Consider the following 23,018-nt stretch of genomic DNA (forward strand, 5'->3'; position numbering starts at 1 on the left):
CCCCCTTACCCTTGCCCCATACCCTAAAAACCTGTGGTTGAACAACAAAAACAAGAGCCAGAAATTCCATATCTGACACGCATCCAAGTACTTGGGGCGATGGGAGCGACTGCAATCATTTTGTTGATAGTCGCCAAACTGTCGTTGCACTTTGGCAACTTTTCCCTCTTTTCCTGGAAGTGGGACGAGAAAGATTTGCTGTTGGGCGTAGGATTGGGATTCGTCATTACCGCGTTAAGTGGCATAGCTTATCGCGTTTGGACTCCCTATCGAAAAAGTGCAGATTATTATCTAGAAGTAGTACTGAAGCCCTTAGCGTTACCAGACTTAATTTGGCTCGGTTTACTACCAGGGTTGAGTGAAGAATTGTTATTTCGAGGTGTAATGCTGTCAGCTTTAGGATTAGATCATCTGGCTGTCATTGTATCTAGTTTTTGCTTTGGCATCTTACATTTTAGTGGTTCTCAACAATGGCCTTATGTAATTTGGGCAACAATTGTCGGGATGATATTGGCATATAGTGCCCTGCTTACGGGCAACCTATTAGTGCCGATTGTCGCTCACATGATTACCAATTGGATTTCTAGCTATTTCTGGAAAATGTGGCAATTACGGCAATTAAAAAATAAATTTTGAGCTTGTAGGAATTGGTACGTAGGCGTAGCCCCAATACTTTTTGGTTAAGGGGGAAAGGGGAAAGGGTAAAGCAGCACTCACACATTAGATAGAGTTTCTTCTTTCTGCCCTCTACCTCCTGCTCCCTCCTCCCATGCCCCCCTGTCCCCTGCTCCCTGCCTCCTTTAATCTGCGTTCACAAATTCCAAATATCCATTGCTGAGTTCTTTCACCGCCAAATCATAAAATTGCTTTCCGTGTTCTGGTGTTGCTAAACCAGGATTTGATCCCATACGTCCATCTGGATAACGCACTCGAAAGTCAGCTGCGCTATAAATCCTGTGTCCGCTTGCAACTTCTGGTGAAAGGGGTGCTTGCTTAATCGCCTCTGGATAAACGTATTGGGTGAGGGCTACTTCACTTGGTGTTGCATGAGAACCTTCTTGATCCCCATATAATTCTTTAGCTAGTTTATATACAGAACCGCACATAAACCAGTTTGCCACTTGACACTGCACTTGTTGAGCATTGGCAATCTGCAAATCTTCTAAATGGGCATAAGTTTCGGAGAACGCCGCTTTGAGGGTGGCAATATTACCACCGTGTCCGTTGATAAAGTAAAACTTGCTAAAACCAGCTTTGGCTAGACAAGTTACATAATCTCGAACTACTTGAATTAATGTGCTAGGACGCAGACTGATTGTGCCAGGAAAAGCAGTATGATGCAGTGCCATCCCCACATTGATCGTAGGGCCAACGATCGCGCCAGTTGCATCACCCACACCAGCTGCGATCGCTTCTGCACAAATGGCATCAGTACCAATTAACCCCGTTGGCCCATGTTGTTCTGTAGAACCAATAGGGAAAATAATCCCCTTCGACTGCTGTAAATAAGCTTCGACTTCTTGCCAAGTACTCAAATGCAGTAACATTTTTAATGATTTTCCTCAATAAAATTGTGGTAAGACGAAATCTTTCTCTGCTGAATAACATCTCAATACTTTTCGGTTAAGGGGAAAAGGGGAAAGGGAAAGGGTTTGAATTTCCCTTTCCCCATTGCCCTTTAACCTTTCCCCAGACCAAAAGAGAGATTATTAGGTTTATCCGAAAAGTATTGAACTCTCACTAACTTGATTATGAACTCCCAAGATTCCCAGTAGTGGCGATCAGCTATGATAAATTTCAATAACAAGATCCCCGACTTCGCTAAAATTGTCGGGGATCAATGAATTTTATATTTTTAGATATCTGCCATCAACTTTCTGCCAAATGTGGAGAAAATGAGGCTATCTATTTTTATAAATATTGTTTAGGGGATGGAGTCGCAACGATTTTTGACAGATATGGATACAAGCAATTTACCAAATATGTTACTTTATCCTACGAGCTTCGTTGCGAACCCCACCTATAAGAAAAATCTAAATTTATGAGATGTTGTGAGATGTTGGTTTTGTAGATCATCAAGAAAAGAATGGGGATCAATCTTAACTGTTGATTAATCAAAGTAATAATGTTTTTTCACGTCGCTTGTAATTTCCCAGGTACAGGACATTCCAGCCGGAAAAATCACCAAATCGCCTTTACCCATTTGCACTGGCTGTCTACCATCAGGAGTAACAACCACATCGCCTTCCAAAAAGTAGCAAGTTTCTTGAGAATCATAAGTCCAAGGGAATTTTGAGACTTCCTTTCTCCAAATATCCCATTTATAGACACCCAATTCATTGAGGCGTTCTTGTCTGGGCTGATGCTCAATTTGAATTTCCATGTTGCGTTTTTCTAGTTATGTTCAGCAGTAGGATTGAATATCCTCTCCACACTGATCTACTAAATAACACAAAGCGCGAAAACGCAAGTAGACAAGTTCGTTATAAAGTGGATTGAGTTTGCACATTGGCGGAATGTGTCCTATTTTGCGACCAAAAAGCTTGATATCACGCTCGAATGGACACTGAGCAGGAATCAGTTTAGCAATAAATTTCGCTAATTTCTGATTCTGAATCTCAATTTCATCCAGCCATTGACGTAATGGTTGCAATAAATCTAATTTAGGTTTAGCTAATTCCTTTTTGCTATCTGCTTGATTATTTTGTCCTAAAGGTTGAATAAACGCAGACAAAAAAATACGCTGATTCTTTATTTTAAGCATAGTAGTAGGCAAGGTTTTCCTTGTGTAGATGAACTATTTGCCGAATTGGAATATTACCATCTAATCTGTCAAGCCAATTTGCATTATGCTTGGAAATTATGCAGAAAAATAAGCACAATACAAAGAATTTACATGCATCTTTGGAGGGAAATTGTCTAACTAATTGTTATTTAAGCCCACCAAATCGGGAAGAACTGTCCCGTTAAATACAAAATAACAAAGAAATTATAAAAATGGCATTTCTTTAACTTATGGATTGCTAATCTCCGAGATAGCAATTTTATATATTAAATATAAATGCCTGGTTCTGAAACGGCCTAGTATCTAGAGATGGAATTTGGCGTAGAAAAAAACAGTTTAGCTCTCACTCTATATAGGCTTCGGTAGGACTAGTCTCTAATATCTAGCGATTTTAGGCTATTAAATATCTAGTGATTTGTCTGGTATATTACACTAGATAACCTAGATATTATCTAATAAGTAGCAATAAATCCTTTGATAAGTTCAAGCTAATATACTTAGAAGTTATAGCATTTACAAGAATATTTGCAATAAATGTATCGAGTGTAACCGCTTACACTAGTACGCCCCTACCAACATATAAGGCTCATATTTGATTGATTTTTGAAAAAACTCAGTGCAATTCAAAAAGCCTTCTTTCCAGTTGCCTCTTGCCTAAACTTATTTCTTAAAATATCTCAAGCCGTAACGTTCTTGATATTTGTTGATATACTCGATATTTTGTTGCTCTAATTTTGACAGTAATTTAGATGGAAACGCTTTTGGTGAATATATAGGTTTATACCAAGGTTGGTTGTCAAAATAATCTTGTAATCCAGGAGTATCAAAACGGCGGCCGTGACTAGCAAAAATCGAATTTCGCATAATATCTAGTTCAAAACCGTCTTTACCATCCAAATCTGCATCACTTACAAGTCTTTGGGAAAGCCATAAATAAGTGTTGACGGTCGTGGTACCAACTGGCGGTATTGATGTCGTTGGGGTAGGTGTAATTTGAGTAGGAACAGATGGGGTTTGAGTAGGAACAGATGGGGTAGTTGGTATAAATTTAGGAGTTTCTATGACTGGGCTGGTGACATTTGACGGAGTTTCTGAAGGTAACACCGTTTTGTCTGCTGTAGATTGAGTAGGTTTTGTTAATACCTGGCTAATAATCACAGATGCACCGATTAGCCCACCTGCAATCAAACTGCCCATAAGGATATTATTCTGACTATTACCTTGAGGATTCGGCTGTGGTTTGACAGCCACTGTCTGAGGTGGTGGTGCAGAAACTATAGTCGGTTGAGTCAAGATGGGTTGCGTTGGTGGAATTGGATTTGCGATATTCTGCAAAGTATCCAGCATTGCTCTAGCTGTGGGGTAGCGATCGCGCGGATGATATGCGATCGCTTTATCAATCGCTCCTGCTATCATTGGACTAACATGACTCGCATACTGTCGCCACACAATTTCACCCGTTTGGGAATCCGTCTCTAGTTGTTGCGCCTGTTTACCAGTGAGTAAATAAATTATCGTCATTCCTAAACTGTATAAATCACTCGAATAAACTGGCCTACCTGCGGCTTGTTCACTCGGCATATAGCCAGGTGTACCAATCACAATCGAACTGGTAGGATTGCCTTGAGAATTTACTACGGTTCCCATTGACTCCCGGATAGCGCCAAAATCAATCAGCACTGGTTTACCATCACGATGACGCACAATGATGTTATCCGGTTTAATATCGCGGTGAACGATGTGCTTAGAATGAACATAATCCAGGACGGGTAATAAATTCATGAATAATTCCTGGACAGCGCCTTCACTAAATAGCCCCTGCTTTTGAACTTTTCCAGTTAGGGTATCGCCTTCAACCCACTCCTGAACTAAGTAAAATTGTCCGCCAGAGGAAAAATAGGCATACAATGCTGGAATTTGGTCATTTGCACCACCGAGTTCTTCGAGAATAGCTGCTTCGCGTTGAAACCTCTCTTGCACTAACTGGTAAATTTGGGGATTATTGTGAATTGGTCTTAGCTGTTTAACCACACAACGGCGCTTTGAGGGCATATAGGTATCTTCTGCTAGATAGGTTTCACCAAACCCACCAGCGCCCAGTGTGCGGATAACTTGATAGCGATCGTTCAGCAGCTGTATTGTCATGGGAGATTATAAGCGATATTCATAAGATAGTTTTCCCAAAACAACCTTCATTTCAAATCTAGTAAACCTTCTTCTTTCAATTTAGGATTGAAGCGAATTTGCATTTGTAAACCACGCACTTCTAATAATTGCGTTGAAATTTCTGCTTCTACTCTTCGCGCCACATTTTTAATAATTTTCATTTGTGCTAATTCATCATTAGCTGGATTTTGATATTTTGCCTGTTCTTCAGGTGTCATTATCAATTTGACATCAATGGGATGAGTCCATTTTTCCTTGTTATCCCCATTTCCCCAAGGTACACCGCCATTTTCAGCAATCCAAGCATTTTCAGTATTTTCTAAAATTGTGCGACTAGGGCGTTCAATAGTTTGAACTTTGACCCAATAGCATTGCTGTGGCTGACGGACTAAATGCTGCTTGAGGCTGAGATAAACATCACGAGAGTATCCTACAAATTGCAGCACTTTTTCTTGGTCAAAAATAGCATACACCCCGATTTTACCTTGAAATTGTTCAGGTAATTGACCGCTATCATCAATGTAAGGAATGTATACCAAGGCTGCCAAAGAAGAAAGATTCGTTTCAAGAGCCATACATCAAATATTAAACTTACTATTTGCCTTCAGAATGGAAAATTGCTAATTAGGGAAAACTATCTTTTAAATTACCCATTACCCAATTTTTGGTAAATTGCACAAAGGCGACTGGGTTTAAAAATCTTAGCACTAAACATGAAGTTTGGTGGTACATTGATGATGGCATATTCATCAGATTCATGATACTTTTCAAACTCTGCTGGCATTCCTTTCGTTGTAGTTAAGCTATAAGGAACTGGTTGGAAAATTAATTCTGTAAATTTAATTTGCTCACACTGCAATTGTTGGCGAATTTGGTTTAAGAAAGCATCGCTTGTCAATAAGTTGAATAAAGTTTCTTGGGCTTGTGCTTCAAGAGTGAAACTGCCATCAAAGTTCTGGACTATTTTAAGAGACATTTTCTGTATAGGTAGTTCTTAACGACTCAGTGAAAAATCACTACTTTAAGATCAGCCTATTGGATTGTGGGACTTCTGTCAGCCACTAGAGGAAGCTGGCATGATTAAGAATCATGAAGTTGAGCAGATTTTCAGGGATAGGTGATTTTTTCTTAACGCTTTGCTGACAAACTTCAGTAGGCAAAAAAGCATTGAAAGCCCCGATTTACCGTAGGGGCAATTCACGAATTGCCCTACAGGGTATAGCTTTGCACAAGCACTAACTAAGTGAATAAAAATCATTTTTTTAGTAAGAGGTAAAATAAAATACATAACAATGCCAGAATGCAAAACTACTCCAGGTAGGTTGGGGAGCCACTCCGTTGGGCGGGTTTCCCGACTTGAAGCAAGTGGCGTTTGAGGAACGAAACCCAACATTTTCAGGGCTTTGTTGGGACTTCCAAGAAATAAATTATCCAACCCACAATAAGTAGTTGAGTATTTTTTTATTTAGAAGTCCATTAACCGAGCAGTATTGGGGCTGCGCCTACGTACTTAGCGCACCACATTCTCGCACAACAAAAATGAGTGAATAATCGTGATATAAACCACAACTATCCACTCAAAGTTTAGTAAATCGGGGTTACTAAAAAACCCCAAGAAGATTATTCAAACTTGGGAAAGTTAAAACCAATTAACGTGATTCAGTTCCCTGATTGGGGCTACCTGCTATACCATCCTCTCCTGGTGCTTCTGGCGTAGCACTGGGTTTAGCATCACTCTTTTCAGCATCGCCAGTTTTGCGGATACTTTCGTCGATGGGGGTTTGGTAGCCACCAGAAGCAGTAGGCGTAGTTTCTTGATTATCAGATTTTTGTTTTTGTTGTTCAGCCATGATGACATTCCTTAATTATTTATTGTTGGGATTATCTTAAGAAAATTTGGGTTTTGAGTACATCTATCCAGAATCTAGTTATCGCTGATTGTCCCTCTATCGGAAGTATTGTTTAGTACTACTCATCTTTGATGACAAAAATTCATAACTATGAAATTTGCTAACCTTAGAATGCTTGCCGTCGTTAAAGGACAACTTAACTTTCTTTTGTCACTCCGGGGAGAGTAAAATCAGAAAAGAGGTCTGAAAGGCAGGAGGGGACGATGACACAGCCCAGAAGTCCCAAACCAAGCATAAAATTCGTGGACGAATATTGTGCAATCTACCAAAATCTATTTCCAGAAGTTAGAAGTTTTGAAAGTTTTCGAGACATACATTTGGGAATGATATCGGAGATAAAAAGGAAATCATTACCAGAAATAGGCAAGGTGGTAGGGTTAGAGAACCACCAATCATTACATCATTTTTTAACAGAATCACCTTGGTCAGTAGAATCATTAAAAAAGCGAAGATTAGAACTAATACTACGAGTATTAAATGAGCGAACGCTAATTCTAATAATTGATGAAACTGGAGACAAAAAACAAGGTCATACTACAGACTATGTGAAAAGGCAGTATATTGGGAACTTAGGCAAAATTGCTCAGGGCATAGTTGTAGTAACAGCCTATGGTGTAATTGAAGATATGACCAATGCATTAACATTTCAAATTTATAAACCACGGGAGAGATTACAGACAGGAGATAAATATAAAACCAAGCCAGAAATCGCAGCAGAATTAATCAGAGAACTTCAAGGAATGGGGTTTAAATTTGAATTGGTTTTGGCAGATAGTCTGTATGGGGAAAGTGATGGGAATTTCATTAGTGTCTTGAATCAATTACAACTCAATTTTGTGGTAGCTATACGTAGTAACCACGGAGTTTGGCTACCAAAAGGGCAAAGTATCAGGTATAACAAATGGCGTAAATTTAACCGTGTTTTCTCTAATGGTAGTCAGGAAGTTCGATATATTAGAGAAATTATTTTTGGCAAACGACGCTCCATTCGATATTGGCAAGTCACAACGGATACGGAAAAGCTACCTGAAAATTCAACATGGTTTTTAATGACGAATATTCCAGATATTAAGTACTCAGAAGTTGGGAATCTTTACGGCTTACGAACATGGGTAGAATATGGACTTAAGCAAAGTAAAAATGAACTTGGATGGGCAGATTTTCGGCTGACTCATTATTCTGACATTCAAAAGTGGTGGGAAATAGTTTGTAGTACTTATCTCATGGTCAGCCTTCATTCAAGTGTTTTCCAAAAATCTCACAGCTATATTCTCCAAATATTTGCCGAGCATCCGTTGTGGGATGAAAATTTAGGTTGGAAGAATATCTTAAATAATCTACGTCTTATTGTTCAACCAATCATCCTTTTTAACCTGATTAAACCTTGGCTCAAGGTATTTCCTATTCCTCAACTTTCTACAGGATTTTCTTACTTGATTAGCATCATGAATACCTTGCACAATCATCTATTTTTATCTCTTTGGTCAGAGTTTTTCTCTTTTTCCTCTGCCTAGAGTGACAAAAGAAAGTTAGAACAGATTTGATATCCGAGATGCTTTTAGAATTGCTTTATTGACGCTTGACAGAGAATGGCAAATGATCTAAGTGAATAATATCGTGTGATGATTGTGATCCAAACTATCAAAGTGTAATTAATGAACCAGAGTAATCCACCGTTACCATCTGGATGTGTCCTTCGCAAGGCAACCTTGGCGGATAAGTGGTCGATTCGATTGCTGGTATTCTCAGCGAAACTCGACCCAACCCAATTAAACTGGCAGCAATTTTGGGTAATTGAATGCGGTGATAATCTCGTAGCTTGCGGACAGCTACGTAATTTTTCAGGGGCACAAGAACTTGGTAGTTTGGTCGTTGCATCAGCTTGGAGAGGTCGCGGTTTGGGTACTTTGCTAACGCAGCATTTGATTAATACAGCAACGCAACCACTTTATCTTGAATGTTTAGGTGAACGATTGGCACAGTTTTACAGTCGGTTTAATTTTGTACCAATATCTTTTGAAGACTTACCACAATTTCCCAAAACAACAGGCTTGTCTACGCTCAACGATAAATTTAGATTGTCGCAATTAGCTAAAAAGCTGCTCAAAGTTCCTGTGGTGTTTATGGAATATCGAGGACATACTAATTCGTAATGACGCTCGCGGACTCGCTACCGCTACGCTAACGTAATTCGTAATTAAGATATAGAGAATAATGACTGATACAAGCTGTTTACAATCTTTTACTGTTTTCAATTATCTATTTTCAAATCGGAGGTTTAGCAAAAATTGTTAGTAAGACTGGCCCTAATAAATAGTGGTGATTCAAACACAATAGCCCAGCAGAAGAGCCAAGAAGTTGACGTTGATTAGGGCTGTAGAGTCTAATTCCACGGGGAGTAAGTGGCAATAATTGAGGTTCTGCGTCTTTTTTAGAAGTAATGTTAATGTCAACTAAGTAGAAGCGTCCACCGGGAGAAAGTACCCGTGCTATCTCACTAACTACCTGTTTCGGTTCCAAATAGTGCAAGAAGCTGATAGTGCTGAAAACAGCATTAAATTGACCATCAGCAAAAGGAAGAGACTCAGCTTTGCCCTCGATATAAATTAAACGTGGACGGTGGTGGTTGCTCTGTCTTGCTAACCGCAACATATTAGCAGAGAAATCCAATCCAGTACCCCGCAGGTCAGGAAACTGAGTAGCAAGGCGCTCAAGTAAGCGGCCAGTACCACAACCGATATCAAGTACATTTGCTGACTTTGGTAAATCGACGTACTCCAGCAAGCGTTTGTGAATGGCTCGATAAAACACTGAAGGGAAGAGCCAGTCATAACTTGGTGCCCATCGGTCAAAAAGTAGCTTTTTGTTACTGAAGAAGTTATCAGTCATAAGTTTTCGCAGCTTCTTTAAAGCTTGATGCTTTTTTAGAGTAAGTTTAGCTGCGCCTCCCAGAATTTGGTTATAGTTTTGCAGTCCGGCAATATCTAGCCTAGCGTTTGGCACAATATAGCGGTTCTTGACCCAACCCAGTGAGTTACAGCTAGCCGATTCATTTGTTGCAAAAGTTTTTGGAAATTGTAGAAATCATCAGGAATTTTGACCCTTGAATGTGTAGTTTACAGTGTACCTAGAGATTCATTCTATCTCTGTAGAGAACGAACTAGGAATCAGTGCATAAAACTATAGAACCTAAGTGTATGTATTTATAGAGGTTCAAATAGAACAAACTCAATCTAGTTTGAAATTATTAAGGTGAAAAATTATGACAAGCTTTATTCAAGTACGGTCACACAATGATTTACTACATCCAGTGCGCGAGTGGTTGGAAAAGATAGAAATTCATAACTCTAAATTGGCTCATTTCTTGTGCAAAGCTATTCCTGCTCAGTGTCCCTTTGAGCAAGATATCACACTGTTTGGTCGGAAGCTATTTCATATCCCTCCGATGTGTAAATTAAATCCTCTATACGAGGAAGTGGTTGGTTTGCGTTTTAAAGCGCTCTGTTATCTTGCCGATAAATGTGGTGAAGATGTCACAATCTATTGCTAATAGTCAGTTTGATCGTTCTTTGATTAAGCAGCCATCGGTATTTTCAAATATACTGTTGTTACTTACTCAGGTTTATACTAAGCTAACGTACACCTAATTTAGATGTTTGGCTATGTAAGTAGCTAGCACCTCGCTCAAGTGTTTCCAGACCGTATTGTTGCTTACCGTACCCTGCTGAAATCATTAACATCATCATGACGCACATCTTACTGGTTGAAGATGAAGTCAAACTGGCGCGATTTGTCGAATTAGAATTAAATTATGAAGGCTATCAAGTCAGTATTGCCTACGATGGATTAACTGCACTCACCGCAGCGCGTGAGTTACATCTAGATTTAGTAATTTTAGACTGGGTGTTGCCTGGCTTATCGGGGTCAGAAATTTGCCGCCACCTGCGAAATATTAGTGATAAATTGCCAATAATATTATTAACCGTCAAAGATGAAGTAAGCGATCGCATTGTAGGCTTAGACGCTGGTGCTGATGATTACCTCGTTAAGCCCTTCAGTGTTGATGAATTATTAGCCAGAGTTGGCACTCACCTGCGAAGAAATTGGCAAGTAGACAGTGCAGATGTTTTAGAATTTGAAGACTTGAGTTTAAATCGTCGCACGCGCCAAGTGTACCGAGATCAAAGGTTAATTGAGTTAACTGCTAAGGAATTTGATTTACTGGAATATTTACTGGCCCATCCACGACAGCTAATTACCTGCGATCGCATTTTACAAGAAGTCTGGGCTTACGACTTCATGGGCGATGCCAACATCATCGAACTTCACATACGCTACCTGCGTCTGAAACTTGAAGCCAATAACGAAAAGTGTCTCATTCAAACTGTGAGTGGTGTCGGCTACACATTGCATGATTGAATTTGAGATGGGGAATGGGGAATGGGAAAGAGGACTTGGGGACAAGGAGAATTGGGGATAAGGGGAAAGACTTGTTGTCAGTTCTAAACTTTTGTCACCTTGTCCCCTTGTCCCCCTGCTCCCTCATCCCCTATCTAGTGTGAAATAACGATAAAACCTCAAAGTTTTCTGTTCCAGGAAGATTTGGGGTTTTTGGCAATTTGAGCAATAACTCATCCAACTCAGGGTTAATTATATTAGGATGCACAAAGCTGTCATCATCTAAAAATCTAAAACTGCATGACTTATCTAGAAACAGCGGCGCAATTCTACCGCGAAGTTGCCGAAACCCCGCAAGTTGGACTTTGTTGTGTGCAAAGTACACCCCTGCAACTACCAGGGTTGAAAATTTCTTTGGCTATGCAGGAAATGAACTATGGTTGTGGCACCACTGTTCACTCCACCGAACTAGGAAATCAGCCTACTGTGCTTTATGTCGGCGTTGGTGGAGGCTTAGAAGCGTTGCAATTCGCTTATTTTTCCCGCTATGCAGGTGCTGTAATTGCCGTTGAACCGGTTGGGGCCATGCGGGAAGCAGCTGCACGCAATCTAGAAGTTGCTGCTCAAGAAAACCCGTGGTTTGACACGAGTTTTGTAGAAATCCGCGAAGGTGATGCTTTCAACTTACCCGTTGCTGATGCTAGCGTCGATATCGTGGCACAGAATTGTCTTTTCAACATCTTTGAACCAGAAGATTTAAACCGTGCTTTAAAAGAAGCCTATCGGGTATTAAAACCAGGCGGACGTTTGCAGATGAGCGATCCAATTGCCACTAGTCAAATTCCAGCACATCTTCAACAAGATGAACGACTCAGAGCCATGTGTTTATCAGGCGCACTCACATATCAAGAGTATACTGAACGGATTACAAATGCTGGCTTTGGTCAGGTTGAAATTCGCGCCCGTCGTCCTTATCGCCTACTAGATTCTCAGACTTATAACTTAGACGAACACCTACTTTTAGAAAGCCTGGATTCTGTCTCCTTTAAAGTTGATATTCCAGAAGATGGTGCTTGTATTTTCACTGGAAAAACAGCAATTTATGCTGGCTTGAAACCCTTCTTCGATGACTCAGCAGGACACATACTCCAGCGAGGTATTCCCGCAGCAGTATGTGATAAAACTGCCGCTAAACTTGCGGCTATCAAGCCAGCAGAAATAATTGTTACCAACTCAACCTGGCACTATAGCGGTGGTGGTTGCTGTTAATTTCTTAAAAAAGAATTCAATTGTCAGTAGTTAGAAGTATTCATAACTCTGTGCAACTGGAAAATGAATGCACAATTTTAATATTTCACTAATTGCATTCTTAATTCTGAATTCTCAATTTTGACTTCTTTCTTATAAGCCCCAAAATGTTGTTAATTAGTTTATTTATCGCTACGCTTTTTTTAGCATATTCTAATGGTGCCAATGACAACTTTAAAGGGGTAGCAACGTTGTTTGGTAGCCGAACTAGCAGCTATCAAACAGCAATTTTGTGGGCAACTTTTACAACTTTAGGTGGTGCGGCAACTGCAACTTTTTTGGCAAGTACACTAATTAAAAACTTCTCTGGTAAAGGACTAGTACCTGATGCGATCGCTAATTCACCAGAATTTCATCTCGCAGTTGCGATCGCTACTGGTCTAACTGTACTGATAGCAACCCTTATGGGGTTTCCCATTTCCACAACTCACAGTTTAATAGGTGCGCTAGTTGGCGCTGGTTTAGTTGCGATCGGACTCAAAGTCAATTTTGCCGTTTTGGGAACTTCCTTTGTTTTGCCTTTATTTCTCAGTCCGATCATTGCTATTCCCTTCGGAGCAGCAATTTACAGCTTATCTGGCTATATCAATTCCAAATGGAACCTACCAGTCAATCAGAAAATGATTGATACTTGCCATTTTCTCAGCGCCGGAGTTGTGAGTTTTGCTAGAGGATTAAATGATACTCCCAAGATTTCCTCACTCATTCTAGTTATTGAGTATTTTTCAGTTCAGGGAGGAATGATCACAATTGCGATCGCAATGGCACTTGGCGGTTTACTCAACTCTCAAAAAGTTGCTGTCACCATGAGTGAAAAGATTACCTCATTGAATCCTCCTCAAGGCTTATCAGCAAATATAGTAACTGGAATTCTAGTGATTGCAGCTAGTCTGTTTGGACTTCCGGTTTCTACCACTCATGTTTCAGTTGGTTCTATTTTTGGAGTCGGTTTGACTGGCAAAAAAGCCAACATGCGTGTTTTTTATCAGATACTATTATCGTGGATTTTAACTTTACCTACTGCTGCAATTATTAGTGGAATAATTTACCGATTATTACAAGGTTAGAGACATTGAGTATATTTTTGCCATATTTAAGGAATAGTAGCTAATGCAAACTCAATCAAAAATTACACCATTTAAAAATAAACTAAATTCCCCTTTCACAAAAAAGGGTATCTCTGTTTTACAAATTAATCTAGGTAAGCGTTGTAACCTTGCCTGTACACACTGTCATGTCGAAGCTGGGCCAAAACGTACAGAAGAACTTTCTCCTGAAATTTGCGAACAATTGATTTCGCTAATCCATAAATTTCCCGAAATTAAAATTGTGGATTTGACTGGTGGCGCACCAGAAATGAATTATGGATTTAAGCCATTAGTAGAAGCAGCAAGAGCAACCGGCAAGCAGGTGATTGTCCGGTCTAATTTGACTATTTATTTTGAAGATGGATTTGCTGATTTACCAGAATATTTTGCTCAACACCAAATAAGAATTGTGGCTTCCCTACCATGCTATTTAGCAGACAATGTTGATAAAATGCGTGGTTATGGCGTTTTTGATAGTTCAGTCAAAGCTTTGCAGTGGCTTAACCAACTCGGCTATGGTAAAGATGAAAATTTAATTTTGGACTTGGTATTTAATCCCCAGTTACCCACTACTGAAACATTTTTCTTAGCTCCCGAACAGACCAACCTAGAACAAGATTACAAAATGTTCTTGCAAGAACATTTTAATATTATATTTAACAACCTCTTCACCATTACCAACCTACCAGTTGGTAGAACCAAAATACATTTAGAACGGAGAAAACTGTACAGTAGCTATTTACAGTTTTTAGAGTCAAATTTTAATCCTGGCACAGTTGAACATTTGATGTGTCGCGATCAACTTTCAATTGACTATCTAGGAAATGTATATGATTGTGACTTTAACCAGATGATGAATTTGCCTGCAAAAACTGGCAATTCTGAAGCACTAACAGTTAGCAAATTGCTAGAAGCTGGCAGTCTAGACCTGATTAGTGAGATCCAAACTGCTGCTTATTGCTATGGTTGTACTGCTGGGTGTGGTTCTAGTTGTGGTGGTGCTTTGCTCTAAGGCCGCTAAAAAAAGTCTGTTACCAAAATTGTTACCAGTGCGTTGTTGTTGGGCTGTTACTTTATGATGAGATTTAGTTAAGCTCCTTACACCACACTGAAAACCGTGAAACATAATGTTTCGCGGTTTTTTCCCTTTTTGTACAGTGACAAATTAAATGATGTTGAGACAAATTCGTGTCATCAAATAAATCCTTATCCACTTTAGACTGACAACAATTTGTGTTGATACAGCTTGTAATTTCCCTGTGCCGTTTCTAAGCTTAAGACTAGAGAGTTCAAGCTTTCACACCCTCGATGACATTAATAGTTTGTCACTGTACATTATCCTTTAAGGCTTTGGTATAGCCAAACTCCGATCCAAAAATTTGGATTTTATTAAATCAACTTTCCTTACCACTCCCAATACTGCTCGGTTAAAAGGAAAAAGGAGTGGAAGACTCGATATATAAGGTTTTTTCCCTTTTAACCTTTTCCCTTTTCCCCAAAACCCAACAAGTATTTTTACCACTCCCATCGACCGATGTCAGGTGCCGAACCGGAGTAAGGAAGCCCTACATTAGTTCCTCTATCCACCACAAGACTGCGTGACGAAGCCGCCTTGTAGTAAGAGTTCCAACGGTCGCCTATACCTGTAAATCTTGGATCACCCTGGATGTTTGTCGCATTAACCGCGAATCGGGTTTGCCAAGTTGGTTTTGCTGGGTTCGTATTCCTGCGGAGATTATTACTGAAAGCAATGTTTTTACCTCCTTGCACATCGTCTCCCTGAGAGTTCAAGAACACATTATTTTTGATCGATATTCTGTCTACGGAGTCGAGTTGTAGGCTATTCCCTAAGGTATCGAATACGTTGTTGTGAATCTTGATGTCGGTAGCTAAATCGGGAATGAAGACGGCAGTACTGTTCCCGAAACCAAATTGAACTTTACGAGCGACATTTGCGAAAATATTATTGTGGATGTTGATGTTGTGATTTTCTATACTTCCACCCCATGCTTTCCCACCCCAGATCGCAATACCGAAGCCTTTATCCTGAAAGTAGGAGTCGGATATTTCAACTCCACTCAAGGCAACCTCGATTGACTCCTTAACACTCTGTCCGTCAATATCTTTTATTCTTACGTTTCGCATCTTGAGATTGCTTGGGTGTGTAGCTGTCGGCTGGTAATCATTCATTACTGCATGATTAACCATCGATAACCACGTATTACAGGTAACATTGTAGATTTCGTTTCCATAACTCAAATTCCAAAGTTCAATGGAAGCATCCTCGCTCCACTGGGAATCAACTTCCGGAACCTGGATGTCGCAATCGTGAATCTTCACGTTACGTATATGACCTACATGCATGAACTTGATGCCGTATCCTTTATTTTCTCGGATAGTAATTTTGTAGATGTCAGCGCCATCCAGCCCTCCAAGTCTCAGGTTCCCGGTAGATCCTCCCGATACTCCATCTGCTGCGGAGTTAATAAACGTGCAATCATATATCGTTGTGTTCTTCATCCACTTTCCCTCTGGAAGCGGGACGAACCACCACATATTGCCACGGGTAAAAACTGCACCGCTGTGCTGGAAATCCTTGAACGTGACATTATGCATAGTCACATTATTACGATTTTCCACCCAGACACCGGCTTTGATGGTCTTGCCGTTCCCGTTTATGGTGAAGCCGCTTAAGGTCTGATTGCCGTCTGTCGCCTCAATCATCTCGGAAGGAGCCCCATACCTAGGGCTCGAGCCAGAGTAGCTAGGCGAGACAAGCTGAATAATGCTTCCATAATGCAAAAGACTCCAGTCGGTGCTACCTGTGTTTATTCCTGGAGCAGGAATCGCACTGTTGCTAGTGATAGTCACGCTTGATTCTCCTGCTCCCTCGATATTCACTCCCGGCGGAAGTACCGTCGCTTCCGTTTCCCTATAGACACCTGCGTTCAGGTAAATCGTGTAGTTTTGATTCGGTTGAACTCGTTTTGCTGCATACGCCAACGTCCTCAATGGCTTGCCTAGCGATCCATCGCCTCCGGTGTCGCTTCCCGTGGGAGACACATAGACGTACAAGTTCGTGGTAGATTGGGTAGCCGCAATTTTAGGATTAGTCCTTTGACCATCCTTCTCCCTAAACAAATTGAAAAGGTTGAAATTACTATCATTAGGAGAAACCCTAAAAATCAGGTCTTTATCATTTGCGCCTCCCCCGTACCTCGTACCGTAAAGCTTACCATCGCTGTTTTGTACAGATTCTGCCTCTGAAGTGGAACCATCGGACTTATTACTGTTATTAAACGAATGAATAACGGTAGGTGTAATGTTAGCGATCGCAGGAGTTTTTTGGGTAGTTACTAACTGAGTTGTGACTACAGCTACTAAAGCAATAGTAGTTAAAGCTGCGTAGGAAAGAAGGGAGCGTAGAGTCTTTATCATTACTCAAAGGAGGGAAAAGCAATGGACGCAAGGGAGCGGAGAAATGAGGAAAGAATGACAGGAAAAAGAATAGAAGGCTTTCCACCGTAAGAAGTACTGCGACGGGGATATCTTCCTCGTCTTTGGAAGGAGGAAGTAAGACTACTTGGAAATTTTTATCCAGTACCTATCGATAGATAAACTGTAAAAAACCTACCATTCTATCTTTCACCTGAGTATTAAGATTTATTCGTGTGAATTTATATCCTTTACCCTAAAGTCCACACTCTTATACTTACAGGCGGAATTAACACCAAGTTTGTAAGTGTGCAGTAGACAAGCTTGCTTGATGACATGAATTTGTCTTGATGTCATTTAATTTCTGGCTATACAGCAATACAGTTTCGTTAGCGGTAGCGGGGCGTTTAGCCCGTGCTGAGTTAGGAGTTACGGATTCTTCCCCTGCTCTCCCTGCCTCCCCTGCCTGCCTTAACAGATAAATTTGCTTAACTGAACCTGGGCTATACAGCAGTTTTCCTTCAGACAGAACTTTGTGTCTACCCTCTTGCGCTAAAGTTGCATAAGAATGTGCATCTAAAGCCAGGAGGAAAGAATAGTGAAAGCAGTCTTGATGACAGCAGCTGGCAGTCCTGAAGTTCTGCAAGTACAGGAAGTGCCAAACCCTGCGGTTCCCGTAGGGAATACTGAACTTTTAGTGCGTTTGGTGGCGGCTGGCATTAACCCCATTGACACTAAACTTCGTAGCCGAGGCACTTTCTACCCCGATCGCACGCCGGCAATTTTAGGATGTGATGGTGCTGGTGTAGTTGAGGCTGTGGGTGCTGGTGTTCAGCGTTTTCGCCCAGGCGATGAAGTATATTTTTGCTATGGCGGCTTGGGCGCACACCAAGGCAATTATGCTGAATATACCGTTGTAGATGAGCGGTTTGTGGCACGTAAACCTGCCTCTATCTCCTTTGCCGAAGCAGCCGCAGCGCCTTTAGTATTAATCACCGCCTGGGAAGCTTTATACGAAAGGGGACGATTGTCACCTGGGGAACGGGTTTTCATTCATGCGGGTGCTGGTGGTGTCGGTCATGTAGCAATTCAATTGGCGAAACTCAAAGGTGCTACTGTTTCTACCACAGTGGGTTCTGAAGAAAAGGCTAATTTCGTCAAAGAACTTGGTGCAGACCATGTAATTTTTTACAAACAAACAGACTTTGTGCAAGCGGTATTAGATTGGACTGGCGGCGAAGGCGTTGACTTGGCTTTTGATACCGTAGGCGGCGAAACCTTTCACAAAACCTTTCCCGCAGTGCGAGTATATGGTGATATTGTGACGATTCTTGAACCAGATGCCAATACTGTTTGGAAAACTGCTAGACTACGCAATCTCCGCATTGGCTTAGAATTAATGCTGACACCAGCATTGCTAGGATTGGAAGACAGCCTCCAGCACCATGCAGAAATTCTCGAACAATGTGCTACCTGGATCGATGAAGGCAAGTTAAAAATTCATGTTACTCACAAGTTTCCTTTAAAAGAAGCGGCTAAGGCGCACCAACTAATTGAAAGCGGTTCTGTGACGGGTAAAATTGTTCTACTCATTAGCGACGAATGATCGAACAATTTGCATAATTTATTTTTTAAACATAGATGCACCCAGAGGTTAAACGCAAAGATACCCAGAAAGCTTTCTCTGCGTACCTCTGCGCTTCCCTTTGCGTTCCTTTGCGTTTTACTTCTCCTCCTCCCCCTACCTAGTTTAGCAGCGCAGACACAACCAGAACGTACACTCCTGACTCTGGAATTATTACAAGAACGTCTACATACACCAACACTCCGCGAAGGAAATTTTACGGTAGATTTGCAGAAGATGGTGATTGATTTGCGCCCCGAAAACGCTAGCTTTCGTGATGCTTTTTACCAACTATTGCGAAAAGAGCTAGGTACAAAACCTCTGGGTTTAGACCTCAGCTATGCCCTGATTTTAGGGGATTTTGTGGGTAGCGATTTGGGTTTAAGAACCTCCTTGTACGCCCAAGCTATTGCTCCGATTTTCACAGCTACTGAAAAAGAAGAACTAGCACGTTTGCGCTTTATTTGTCTAGAATCACTAGCGAACTCCAAAGATTGTCGATCGCTTTTGGGAACAGAGCCAACCCCAGCCAGTGAAATTGCTGTCTTTCGTGGTGTCTTGAAACTCGTGCAAACTCGCTTCAATGGCGAAATGAAGTTCTCTAATACATTCTTTCTTCAGTCTGTGGATGCCCAAGGTGCAACTTTTCTGCAATCCACGAATTGGGCTGAAACCCGGTTTGGTCGTCCCGTCAGCTTTAGTAATACTAAATTCAAGCAACCAAGCAATTTCCAGGGCAGTATTTTTTTTGAAAAAGCTAATTTTAAACAAACCCAATTTCAGGAATTTGCTGATTTTCAAGGAAGTATCTTTGAAAAGACTGCTAACTTCAACCAGGCAAGTTTTAAGCAATTGGCTAAATTCAGTAGTGTGCAATGGCAAGAAAATGCTGATTTTTCTGATGTCCGCTTTGCCAATCAAGCCCAGTTTACTAAAGCAAATTTTAATCAGTTTCTCTTTTTAACAGATGCGACTTTTGAGCAAGCTCTCATATTTCGAGAAGTGGAGTTTAATCAATCAGTTAATTTACAAGGTGCAAGCATTCTCAATCAAGCAGATTTTAGCGATGCCAGGTTTTCTACAGAAGCTTGTCTAAGCGTACCTGGTTTAACTTTTAACTCTAACCAAGCAAAAATTTTAGGTAATCCCGGTCAGATTGGTAAAATGTTCTGCATTCCTACATTGCAAGGTAATCAAAATATCTTGCGGAATTTGGGGCAAAATTTCCGTCAGCAACAACAAGTTGCCGATGCTAATGAACTGGAATACACAAAACAACAGCTGCGATTAGTAGAAATGAGCCACCGTTTGACAGCTACAAATATTAATAGTGCAAGTGTTGCAAGTTTGATTAAACTGGGTTTTTCCCCAACTCAAGCCGCAGCGATCGCCCAGCGTCGTCTGATAAAATCTTTTCGCAACAGTAGTGAGTTATTGACTTTAGCAGACATCGGTTTAGAAAAATACACACAACTGAGCGATCGCTTAATTGTTGGCGAATCCCTTTCTATTGGTGGTTGGTTACTGCAAGCTTGGAGTTGGTTGGGATTAAGTGTACTGCTGTTGTTGAGTGGCTATGGGACAAATTTTTGGTTAGTGTTTGGCGTGGGAGGAGTTGCGATCGCATATTTTGGCTTACTATTTTGGCTAGTGGATCGCTATCGCCGCCTCCATCCCGTACCAATTATTCCCACATCCTACGAAACCATTGCGATATTAGTCAGTTTTAGCGTTTTAGAATTCTTGAGCTTACTAGCCATTTTTCGCAATGCTCAACAGCCTTGGCTGACACTGGGGTGTCTTTTCATAATTCTTGTCCCCGTACCACTAGCATTATTGATCCGACTTTACCAACAAGGTCGCTATCACGATTTAATGAACGTTTCTTACTTCACCGAAGATGGCACATTTCGCCAGTTACGATTGTTGATTGGGCGTTTACCAGTGATACCAAGGAATCAGACATTTCGTGAACGATATATGCCTCTACTGAGCGATCGCCGTTGGAACTGGCTCAACTACTATGATTTTAGTCTCAACAACTTAGTGAAATTAGGATTTAACGACATTCGCCTGCGAGACGAACACTTACCAGGCATCATCTCTGCACTAGCTTGGTATGAATGGAGTTTAGGTGTAATTTACATTACTCTTGTTTTATGGACTCTTTCTCGTACAATTCCGGGATTGAATTTGCTAATTTATCTGAAGTAGCTTACCACGCGATTAGAAGTAATTAATATTACTAAGGACACTTCTTAACTCATCACTGATGCTACTCTAGGCAAGCGGAACCAAAATCTAGAACCACCTTCAAGACGAGGTAAATAACCAATCATACCTCCCCAGCGTTCAAGTGTGATTCTACAAAAATAAAGACCTAAACCAGCTCTCCCTGATTTACCTTTGCCTTGAGAAAACTTTTGAAATAAATTCTTTTCCATTTCTGGCGGTACACCCAAACCACAGTCATCTATAGTAACTAAAACATCTTGCCCATCCAGTTGTAGATCAATAGTCACAATAGAATCTGGTTTACTATATCTATAAGCATTTTCTACTAGATTAGATATCACTCTATCTAAACGAGATTTATCTGCCATAACTTTCCAGTCTGCTGTCATATCAATATTGGTAGCAAGCTGTAATTGTATATTATTAAGGGCAAAGTTCAGTTTTGAAAATTCAATTACCTCTTGTATAGAACTTAAGATATTAGGTGCTTCTTCAATATCGATATGAGAATTTTCTGTTAATGCTGCTTCAGTAGAAAAAGCGTCTAAAATATCTTTAATCAACATCTCTTGTTTTAGACATTGCTTTATACCAGTTTCTAAATATTCTTTTCCTTTAGGCGTTAAGTTTTCAAATTCTAGTAGTGCAAAACAGCAGTTTATAGCGCTCAATTCTACTGCTATATCATGGATAAGACAATGAATTAGAACATCTTTTTTTTGATTATCCTTAAGTAATTGCTGATAAATCAATTGATATTCTCTAGCTTTTTGGAGAACAGACTGCTGTTCTTGATCAGAATCTTCCAAAGCCTCGATTAATAAAAATTTTCTATTATTCACACAAATTGCATAAGCTTTAAATTGATATTCTTGTCCATCTGCATCTATTTCAGTCCATAAACCTGAACTGAGTTTTTTAGTATTATTGTTAGTCCAAAATTTTTCGGCATCAATTAAAAAATTATTTAAAAAAGAAAATTCTTCCTGCGGTATTGAGATATTCATTCCTGATGCTAAAATGTTACAAGAAAATTGATTTAACCAATTAGGTAAATTACCAATAATTTTAAATAAACCTGCATCAATTTGCTCTAACGCTAGAATGTTCAAAGCTGTGAGCATATCATCCGTGATAGGTGTATTCATGAGTTAAACCTGATTATGATAAATTAATTTTGACTCTAGTTTATTAATTTAACTTTCTATTTAATTTTTCCTGTAATAGTCTGAAATCATTTGCTTTTTGCTGAATAGGAAAGAGGTAGTCTCTATCACAGCTACTATCTAACAGCAATACCCAATCTGCTTCCTTCGTCGGTAATATATGAACATCTACACAACTGCCATAGTCTGTTTGGATGAATGGTAGAAATATGGAAGTATCATCTAATGGTAGTAACCCTTCTAGAAAAACAACTTGCTCTTTTGCATTTTTGCCTTTATGGAGGTTAGTAATTCCATAAGCTGCCAACTTTCCACCCCAAGTCAAGAGGCTACCATCTTTATTAACCAACAGATAGCCAAGAGAAGACTCTGTTGTTAGCAAATTTAGAATATAGGCAATTACAAAAACAGGGACATCCAACATTTAGCAATCCAATATTTTTTTAGCGAGAGTTTGAAAAGCTTCTTCTACACCAATACCATGTTTGGCACTTGTTTTAATCACAGTCCAACCCTTTTGTGTAACATCATCTATCTCAGCAGCTTCAATTTCCCATTCATCCGTTATATCCAACTTGTTTATGACTAAAATAAAGGGAACCCGACCAATGGCATCTTCTATTTTTATTTGTAAGTCAAAAGCTTTTTGTAAAGTATTATATCTGGTACCATCTACAACTAATAAATAACCAGCAGAACCTCGCAAATAAGACATTTGTAATTCTTGAAACTCATCTTCTCCATAGATATCCCAAAGGATAAGGTTGATTTTTTTATCTTGAATCTCTATAGCTTTTTTATCAATTTTTACACCCACAGTAGTATGATATTTTTCAGAAAAAATACTGTGGACAAACACTCCTACTAAACTAGTTTTACCTGTAGCAAATGCACCTATCATAC

The 23,018-nt window shown here is 40.1% G+C and carries 22 protein-coding genes; 10 read left to right on the top strand and 12 right to left on the bottom strand.

Going from position 1 to position 23,018, the window contains the following annotated elements:
* Window positions 1–33 precede the first annotated feature (33 nt).
* A complete protein-coding gene (locus G1O98_RS17415; RefSeq protein ID WP_163930005.1) occupies window positions 34–636 on the top strand; it encodes a CPBP family intramembrane glutamic endopeptidase in 603 nt (200 codons plus the stop codon).
* A gap of 164 nt (window positions 637–800) precedes the next feature.
* On the opposite strand, the gene G1O98_RS17420 is transcribed toward G1O98_RS17415, so the two are convergent.
* The 7 genes from G1O98_RS17420 to G1O98_RS17450 form a co-directional block, all read right to left on the bottom strand.
* Complete coding sequence (locus G1O98_RS17420; protein ID WP_012408581.1) at window positions 801–1,547, bottom strand: creatininase family protein; 747 nt, start codon at window positions 1,545–1,547, stop codon at window positions 801–803.
* 563 nt (window positions 1,548–2,110) lie between these two features.
* Window positions 2,111–2,383, bottom strand: a complete 273-nt coding sequence (locus G1O98_RS17425; RefSeq protein ID WP_163930007.1) for a cupin domain-containing protein — start codon at window positions 2,381–2,383, stop codon at window positions 2,111–2,113.
* 21 nt (window positions 2,384–2,404) lie between these two features.
* The gene (locus tag G1O98_RS17430) at window positions 2,405–2,764 is read right to left on the bottom strand and encodes a Mo-dependent nitrogenase C-terminal domain-containing protein (RefSeq protein WP_163930009.1); all 360 of its coding nucleotides are present in this window, start codon (window positions 2,762–2,764) and stop codon (window positions 2,405–2,407) included.
* Between the two features lie 681 nt (window positions 2,765–3,445).
* Complete coding sequence (locus tag G1O98_RS17435) at window positions 3,446–4,930, bottom strand: YARHG domain-containing protein (RefSeq protein WP_163930011.1); 1,485 nt, start codon at window positions 4,928–4,930, stop codon at window positions 3,446–3,448.
* Window positions 4,931–4,977: 47 nt separating this feature from the next.
* Window positions 4,978–5,526, bottom strand: a complete 549-nt coding sequence (locus tag G1O98_RS17440; protein WP_163930014.1) for a GIY-YIG nuclease family protein — start codon at window positions 5,524–5,526, stop codon at window positions 4,978–4,980.
* A gap of 71 nt (window positions 5,527–5,597) precedes the next feature.
* Window positions 5,598–5,927 carry a hypothetical protein gene (locus G1O98_RS17445; RefSeq protein WP_114082695.1) on the bottom strand — a complete coding sequence of 110 codons (330 nt, stop codon included), beginning with the start codon at window positions 5,925–5,927 and terminating at the stop codon, window positions 5,598–5,600.
* Between the two features lie 673 nt (window positions 5,928–6,600).
* Window positions 6,601–6,801 carry a hypothetical protein gene (locus G1O98_RS17450; RefSeq protein WP_163930016.1) on the bottom strand — a complete coding sequence of 67 codons (201 nt, stop codon included), beginning with the start codon at window positions 6,799–6,801 and terminating at the stop codon, window positions 6,601–6,603.
* A gap of 263 nt (window positions 6,802–7,064) precedes the next feature.
* On the opposite strand from G1O98_RS17450, the gene G1O98_RS17455 reads away from it, so the two are divergent.
* Entirely contained in the window at window positions 7,065–8,375 is a 1,311-nt protein-coding gene (locus G1O98_RS17455; protein WP_163930018.1) for an IS701 family transposase, read from the top strand.
* Window positions 8,376–8,516: 141 nt separating this feature from the next.
* The gene (locus tag G1O98_RS17460; RefSeq protein WP_163930020.1) at window positions 8,517–9,014 is read left to right on the top strand and encodes a GNAT family N-acetyltransferase; all 498 of its coding nucleotides are present in this window, start codon (window positions 8,517–8,519) and stop codon (window positions 9,012–9,014) included.
* A gap of 112 nt (window positions 9,015–9,126) precedes the next feature.
* On the opposite strand, the gene G1O98_RS17465 is transcribed toward G1O98_RS17460, so the two are convergent.
* A complete protein-coding gene (locus G1O98_RS17465) occupies window positions 9,127–9,750 on the bottom strand; it encodes a class I SAM-dependent methyltransferase (RefSeq protein WP_163930061.1) in 624 nt (207 codons plus the stop codon).
* Window positions 9,751–10,123: 373 nt separating this feature from the next.
* Here G1O98_RS17465 and G1O98_RS17470 point away from each other — a divergent pair, with 373 nt between their 5' ends.
* The 5 genes from G1O98_RS17470 (at window position 10,124) to arsS (ending at window position 14,667) form a co-directional block, all read left to right on the top strand.
* Window positions 10,124–10,411 (top strand): Mo-dependent nitrogenase C-terminal domain-containing protein, encoded by a 288-nt coding sequence (locus G1O98_RS17470; RefSeq protein WP_163930022.1) that lies wholly within the window; start codon window positions 10,124–10,126, stop codon window positions 10,409–10,411.
* Between the two features lie 194 nt (window positions 10,412–10,605).
* Complete coding sequence (locus tag G1O98_RS17475; RefSeq protein WP_163930025.1) at window positions 10,606–11,280, top strand: response regulator transcription factor; 675 nt, start codon at window positions 10,606–10,608, stop codon at window positions 11,278–11,280.
* Between the two features lie 279 nt (window positions 11,281–11,559).
* The gene (arsM, locus tag G1O98_RS17480) at window positions 11,560–12,528 is read left to right on the top strand and encodes an arsenosugar biosynthesis arsenite methyltransferase ArsM (RefSeq protein ID WP_163930026.1); all 969 of its coding nucleotides are present in this window, start codon (window positions 11,560–11,562) and stop codon (window positions 12,526–12,528) included.
* 146 nt (window positions 12,529–12,674) lie between these two features.
* Window positions 12,675–13,634 (top strand): inorganic phosphate transporter, encoded by a 960-nt coding sequence (locus G1O98_RS17485; RefSeq protein WP_163930028.1) that lies wholly within the window; start codon window positions 12,675–12,677, stop codon window positions 13,632–13,634.
* Between the two features lie 43 nt (window positions 13,635–13,677).
* The gene (gene arsS, locus G1O98_RS17490; RefSeq protein WP_163930030.1) at window positions 13,678–14,667 is read left to right on the top strand and encodes an arsenosugar biosynthesis radical SAM (seleno)protein ArsS; all 990 of its coding nucleotides are present in this window, start codon (window positions 13,678–13,680) and stop codon (window positions 14,665–14,667) included.
* Between the two features lie 503 nt (window positions 14,668–15,170).
* On the opposite strand, the gene G1O98_RS17495 is transcribed toward arsS, so the two are convergent.
* Window positions 15,171–17,093, bottom strand: coding sequence for a right-handed parallel beta-helix repeat-containing protein (locus G1O98_RS17495; protein ID WP_163930032.1), 1,923 nt, complete (start codon window positions 17,091–17,093; stop codon window positions 15,171–15,173).
* A gap of 595 nt (window positions 17,094–17,688) precedes the next feature.
* Between G1O98_RS17495 and G1O98_RS17500 the strand changes: the two genes are divergently transcribed.
* Both G1O98_RS17500 and G1O98_RS17505 read left to right on the top strand, forming a co-directional pair.
* Complete coding sequence (locus tag G1O98_RS17500) at window positions 17,689–18,696, top strand: zinc-dependent alcohol dehydrogenase family protein (protein WP_163930034.1); 1,008 nt, start codon at window positions 17,689–17,691, stop codon at window positions 18,694–18,696.
* A 9-nt stretch (window positions 18,697–18,705) separates the two neighbouring features.
* The gene (locus G1O98_RS17505; protein WP_163930036.1) at window positions 18,706–20,928 is read left to right on the top strand and encodes a pentapeptide repeat-containing protein; all 2,223 of its coding nucleotides are present in this window, start codon (window positions 18,706–18,708) and stop codon (window positions 20,926–20,928) included.
* 44 nt (window positions 20,929–20,972) lie between these two features.
* Here the strand turns inward: G1O98_RS17505 and G1O98_RS17510 are convergent, their stop codons facing one another.
* Genes G1O98_RS17510 through G1O98_RS17520 form a run of 3 tightly spaced genes read right to left on the bottom strand, consistent with a single transcriptional unit; the run spans window position 20,973 to window position 23,016 of the window.
* On the bottom strand, window positions 20,973–22,097 hold the full coding sequence (locus G1O98_RS17510) for a HAMP domain-containing sensor histidine kinase (RefSeq protein ID WP_163930037.1): 1,125 nt from the start codon (window positions 22,095–22,097) through the stop codon (window positions 20,973–20,975).
* 43 nt (window positions 22,098–22,140) lie between these two features.
* Window positions 22,141–22,539, bottom strand: coding sequence for a hypothetical protein (locus G1O98_RS17515; RefSeq protein WP_163930039.1), 399 nt, complete (start codon window positions 22,537–22,539; stop codon window positions 22,141–22,143).
* Entirely contained in the window at window positions 22,540–23,016 is a 477-nt protein-coding gene (locus G1O98_RS17520; protein WP_243458467.1) for a Rab family GTPase, read from the bottom strand. It abuts the gene before it with no gap.
* Between the last annotated feature and the right edge of the window lie 2 nt (window positions 23,017–23,018).

The organism is Nostoc sp. UIC 10630 (assembly GCF_010747425.1).
Classification (GTDB): Bacteria; Cyanobacteriota; Cyanobacteriia; order Cyanobacteriales; family Nostocaceae; genus Nostoc.

Coding starts and splice junctions, on each gene's coding strand:
- G1O98_RS17440 (WP_163930014.1), bottom strand. CDS start 5,526: ATGGCTCTTGAAACGAATCTTTCTTCTTTGGCAGCCTTGGTATACATT.
- G1O98_RS17460 (WP_163930020.1), top strand. CDS start 8,517: ATGAACCAGAGTAATCCACCGTTACCATCTGGATGTGTCCTTCGCAAG.
- G1O98_RS17435 (WP_163930011.1), bottom strand. CDS start 4,930: ATGACAATACAGCTGCTGAACGATCGCTATCAAGTTATCCGCACACTG.
- G1O98_RS17465 (WP_163930061.1), bottom strand. CDS start 9,750: ATGACTGATAACTTCTTCAGTAACAAAAAGCTACTTTTTGACCGATGG.
- G1O98_RS17495 (WP_163930032.1), bottom strand. CDS start 17,093: ATGATAAAGACTCTACGCTCCCTTCTTTCCTACGCAGCTTTAACTACT.
- G1O98_RS17425 (WP_163930007.1), bottom strand. CDS start 2,383: ATGGAAATTCAAATTGAGCATCAGCCCAGACAAGAACGCCTCAATGAA.
- G1O98_RS17430 (WP_163930009.1), bottom strand. CDS start 2,764: ATGCTTAAAATAAAGAATCAGCGTATTTTTTTGTCTGCGTTTATTCAA.
- G1O98_RS17510 (WP_163930037.1), bottom strand. CDS start 22,097: ATGAATACACCTATCACGGATGATATGCTCACAGCTTTGAACATTCTA.
- G1O98_RS17470 (WP_163930022.1), top strand. CDS start 10,124: ATGACAAGCTTTATTCAAGTACGGTCACACAATGATTTACTACATCCA.
- G1O98_RS17420 (WP_012408581.1), bottom strand. CDS start 1,547: ATGTTACTGCATTTGAGTACTTGGCAAGAAGTCGAAGCTTATTTACAG.
- G1O98_RS17485 (WP_163930028.1), top strand. CDS start 12,675: ATGTTGTTAATTAGTTTATTTATCGCTACGCTTTTTTTAGCATATTCT.
- G1O98_RS17445 (WP_114082695.1), bottom strand. CDS start 5,927: ATGTCTCTTAAAATAGTCCAGAACTTTGATGGCAGTTTCACTCTTGAA.
- arsM (WP_163930026.1), top strand. CDS start 11,560: ATGACTTATCTAGAAACAGCGGCGCAATTCTACCGCGAAGTTGCCGAA.
- G1O98_RS17515 (WP_163930039.1), bottom strand. CDS start 22,539: ATGTTGGATGTCCCTGTTTTTGTAATTGCCTATATTCTAAATTTGCTA.
- G1O98_RS17450 (WP_163930016.1), bottom strand. CDS start 6,801: ATGGCTGAACAACAAAAACAAAAATCTGATAATCAAGAAACTACGCCT.
- G1O98_RS17455 (WP_163930018.1), top strand. CDS start 7,065: ATGACACAGCCCAGAAGTCCCAAACCAAGCATAAAATTCGTGGACGAA.
- G1O98_RS17520 (WP_243458467.1), bottom strand. CDS start 23,016: ATGATAGGTGCATTTGCTACAGGTAAAACTAGTTTAGTAGGAGTGTTT.
- arsS (WP_163930030.1), top strand. CDS start 13,678: ATGCAAACTCAATCAAAAATTACACCATTTAAAAATAAACTAAATTCC.
- G1O98_RS17475 (WP_163930025.1), top strand. CDS start 10,606: ATGACGCACATCTTACTGGTTGAAGATGAAGTCAAACTGGCGCGATTT.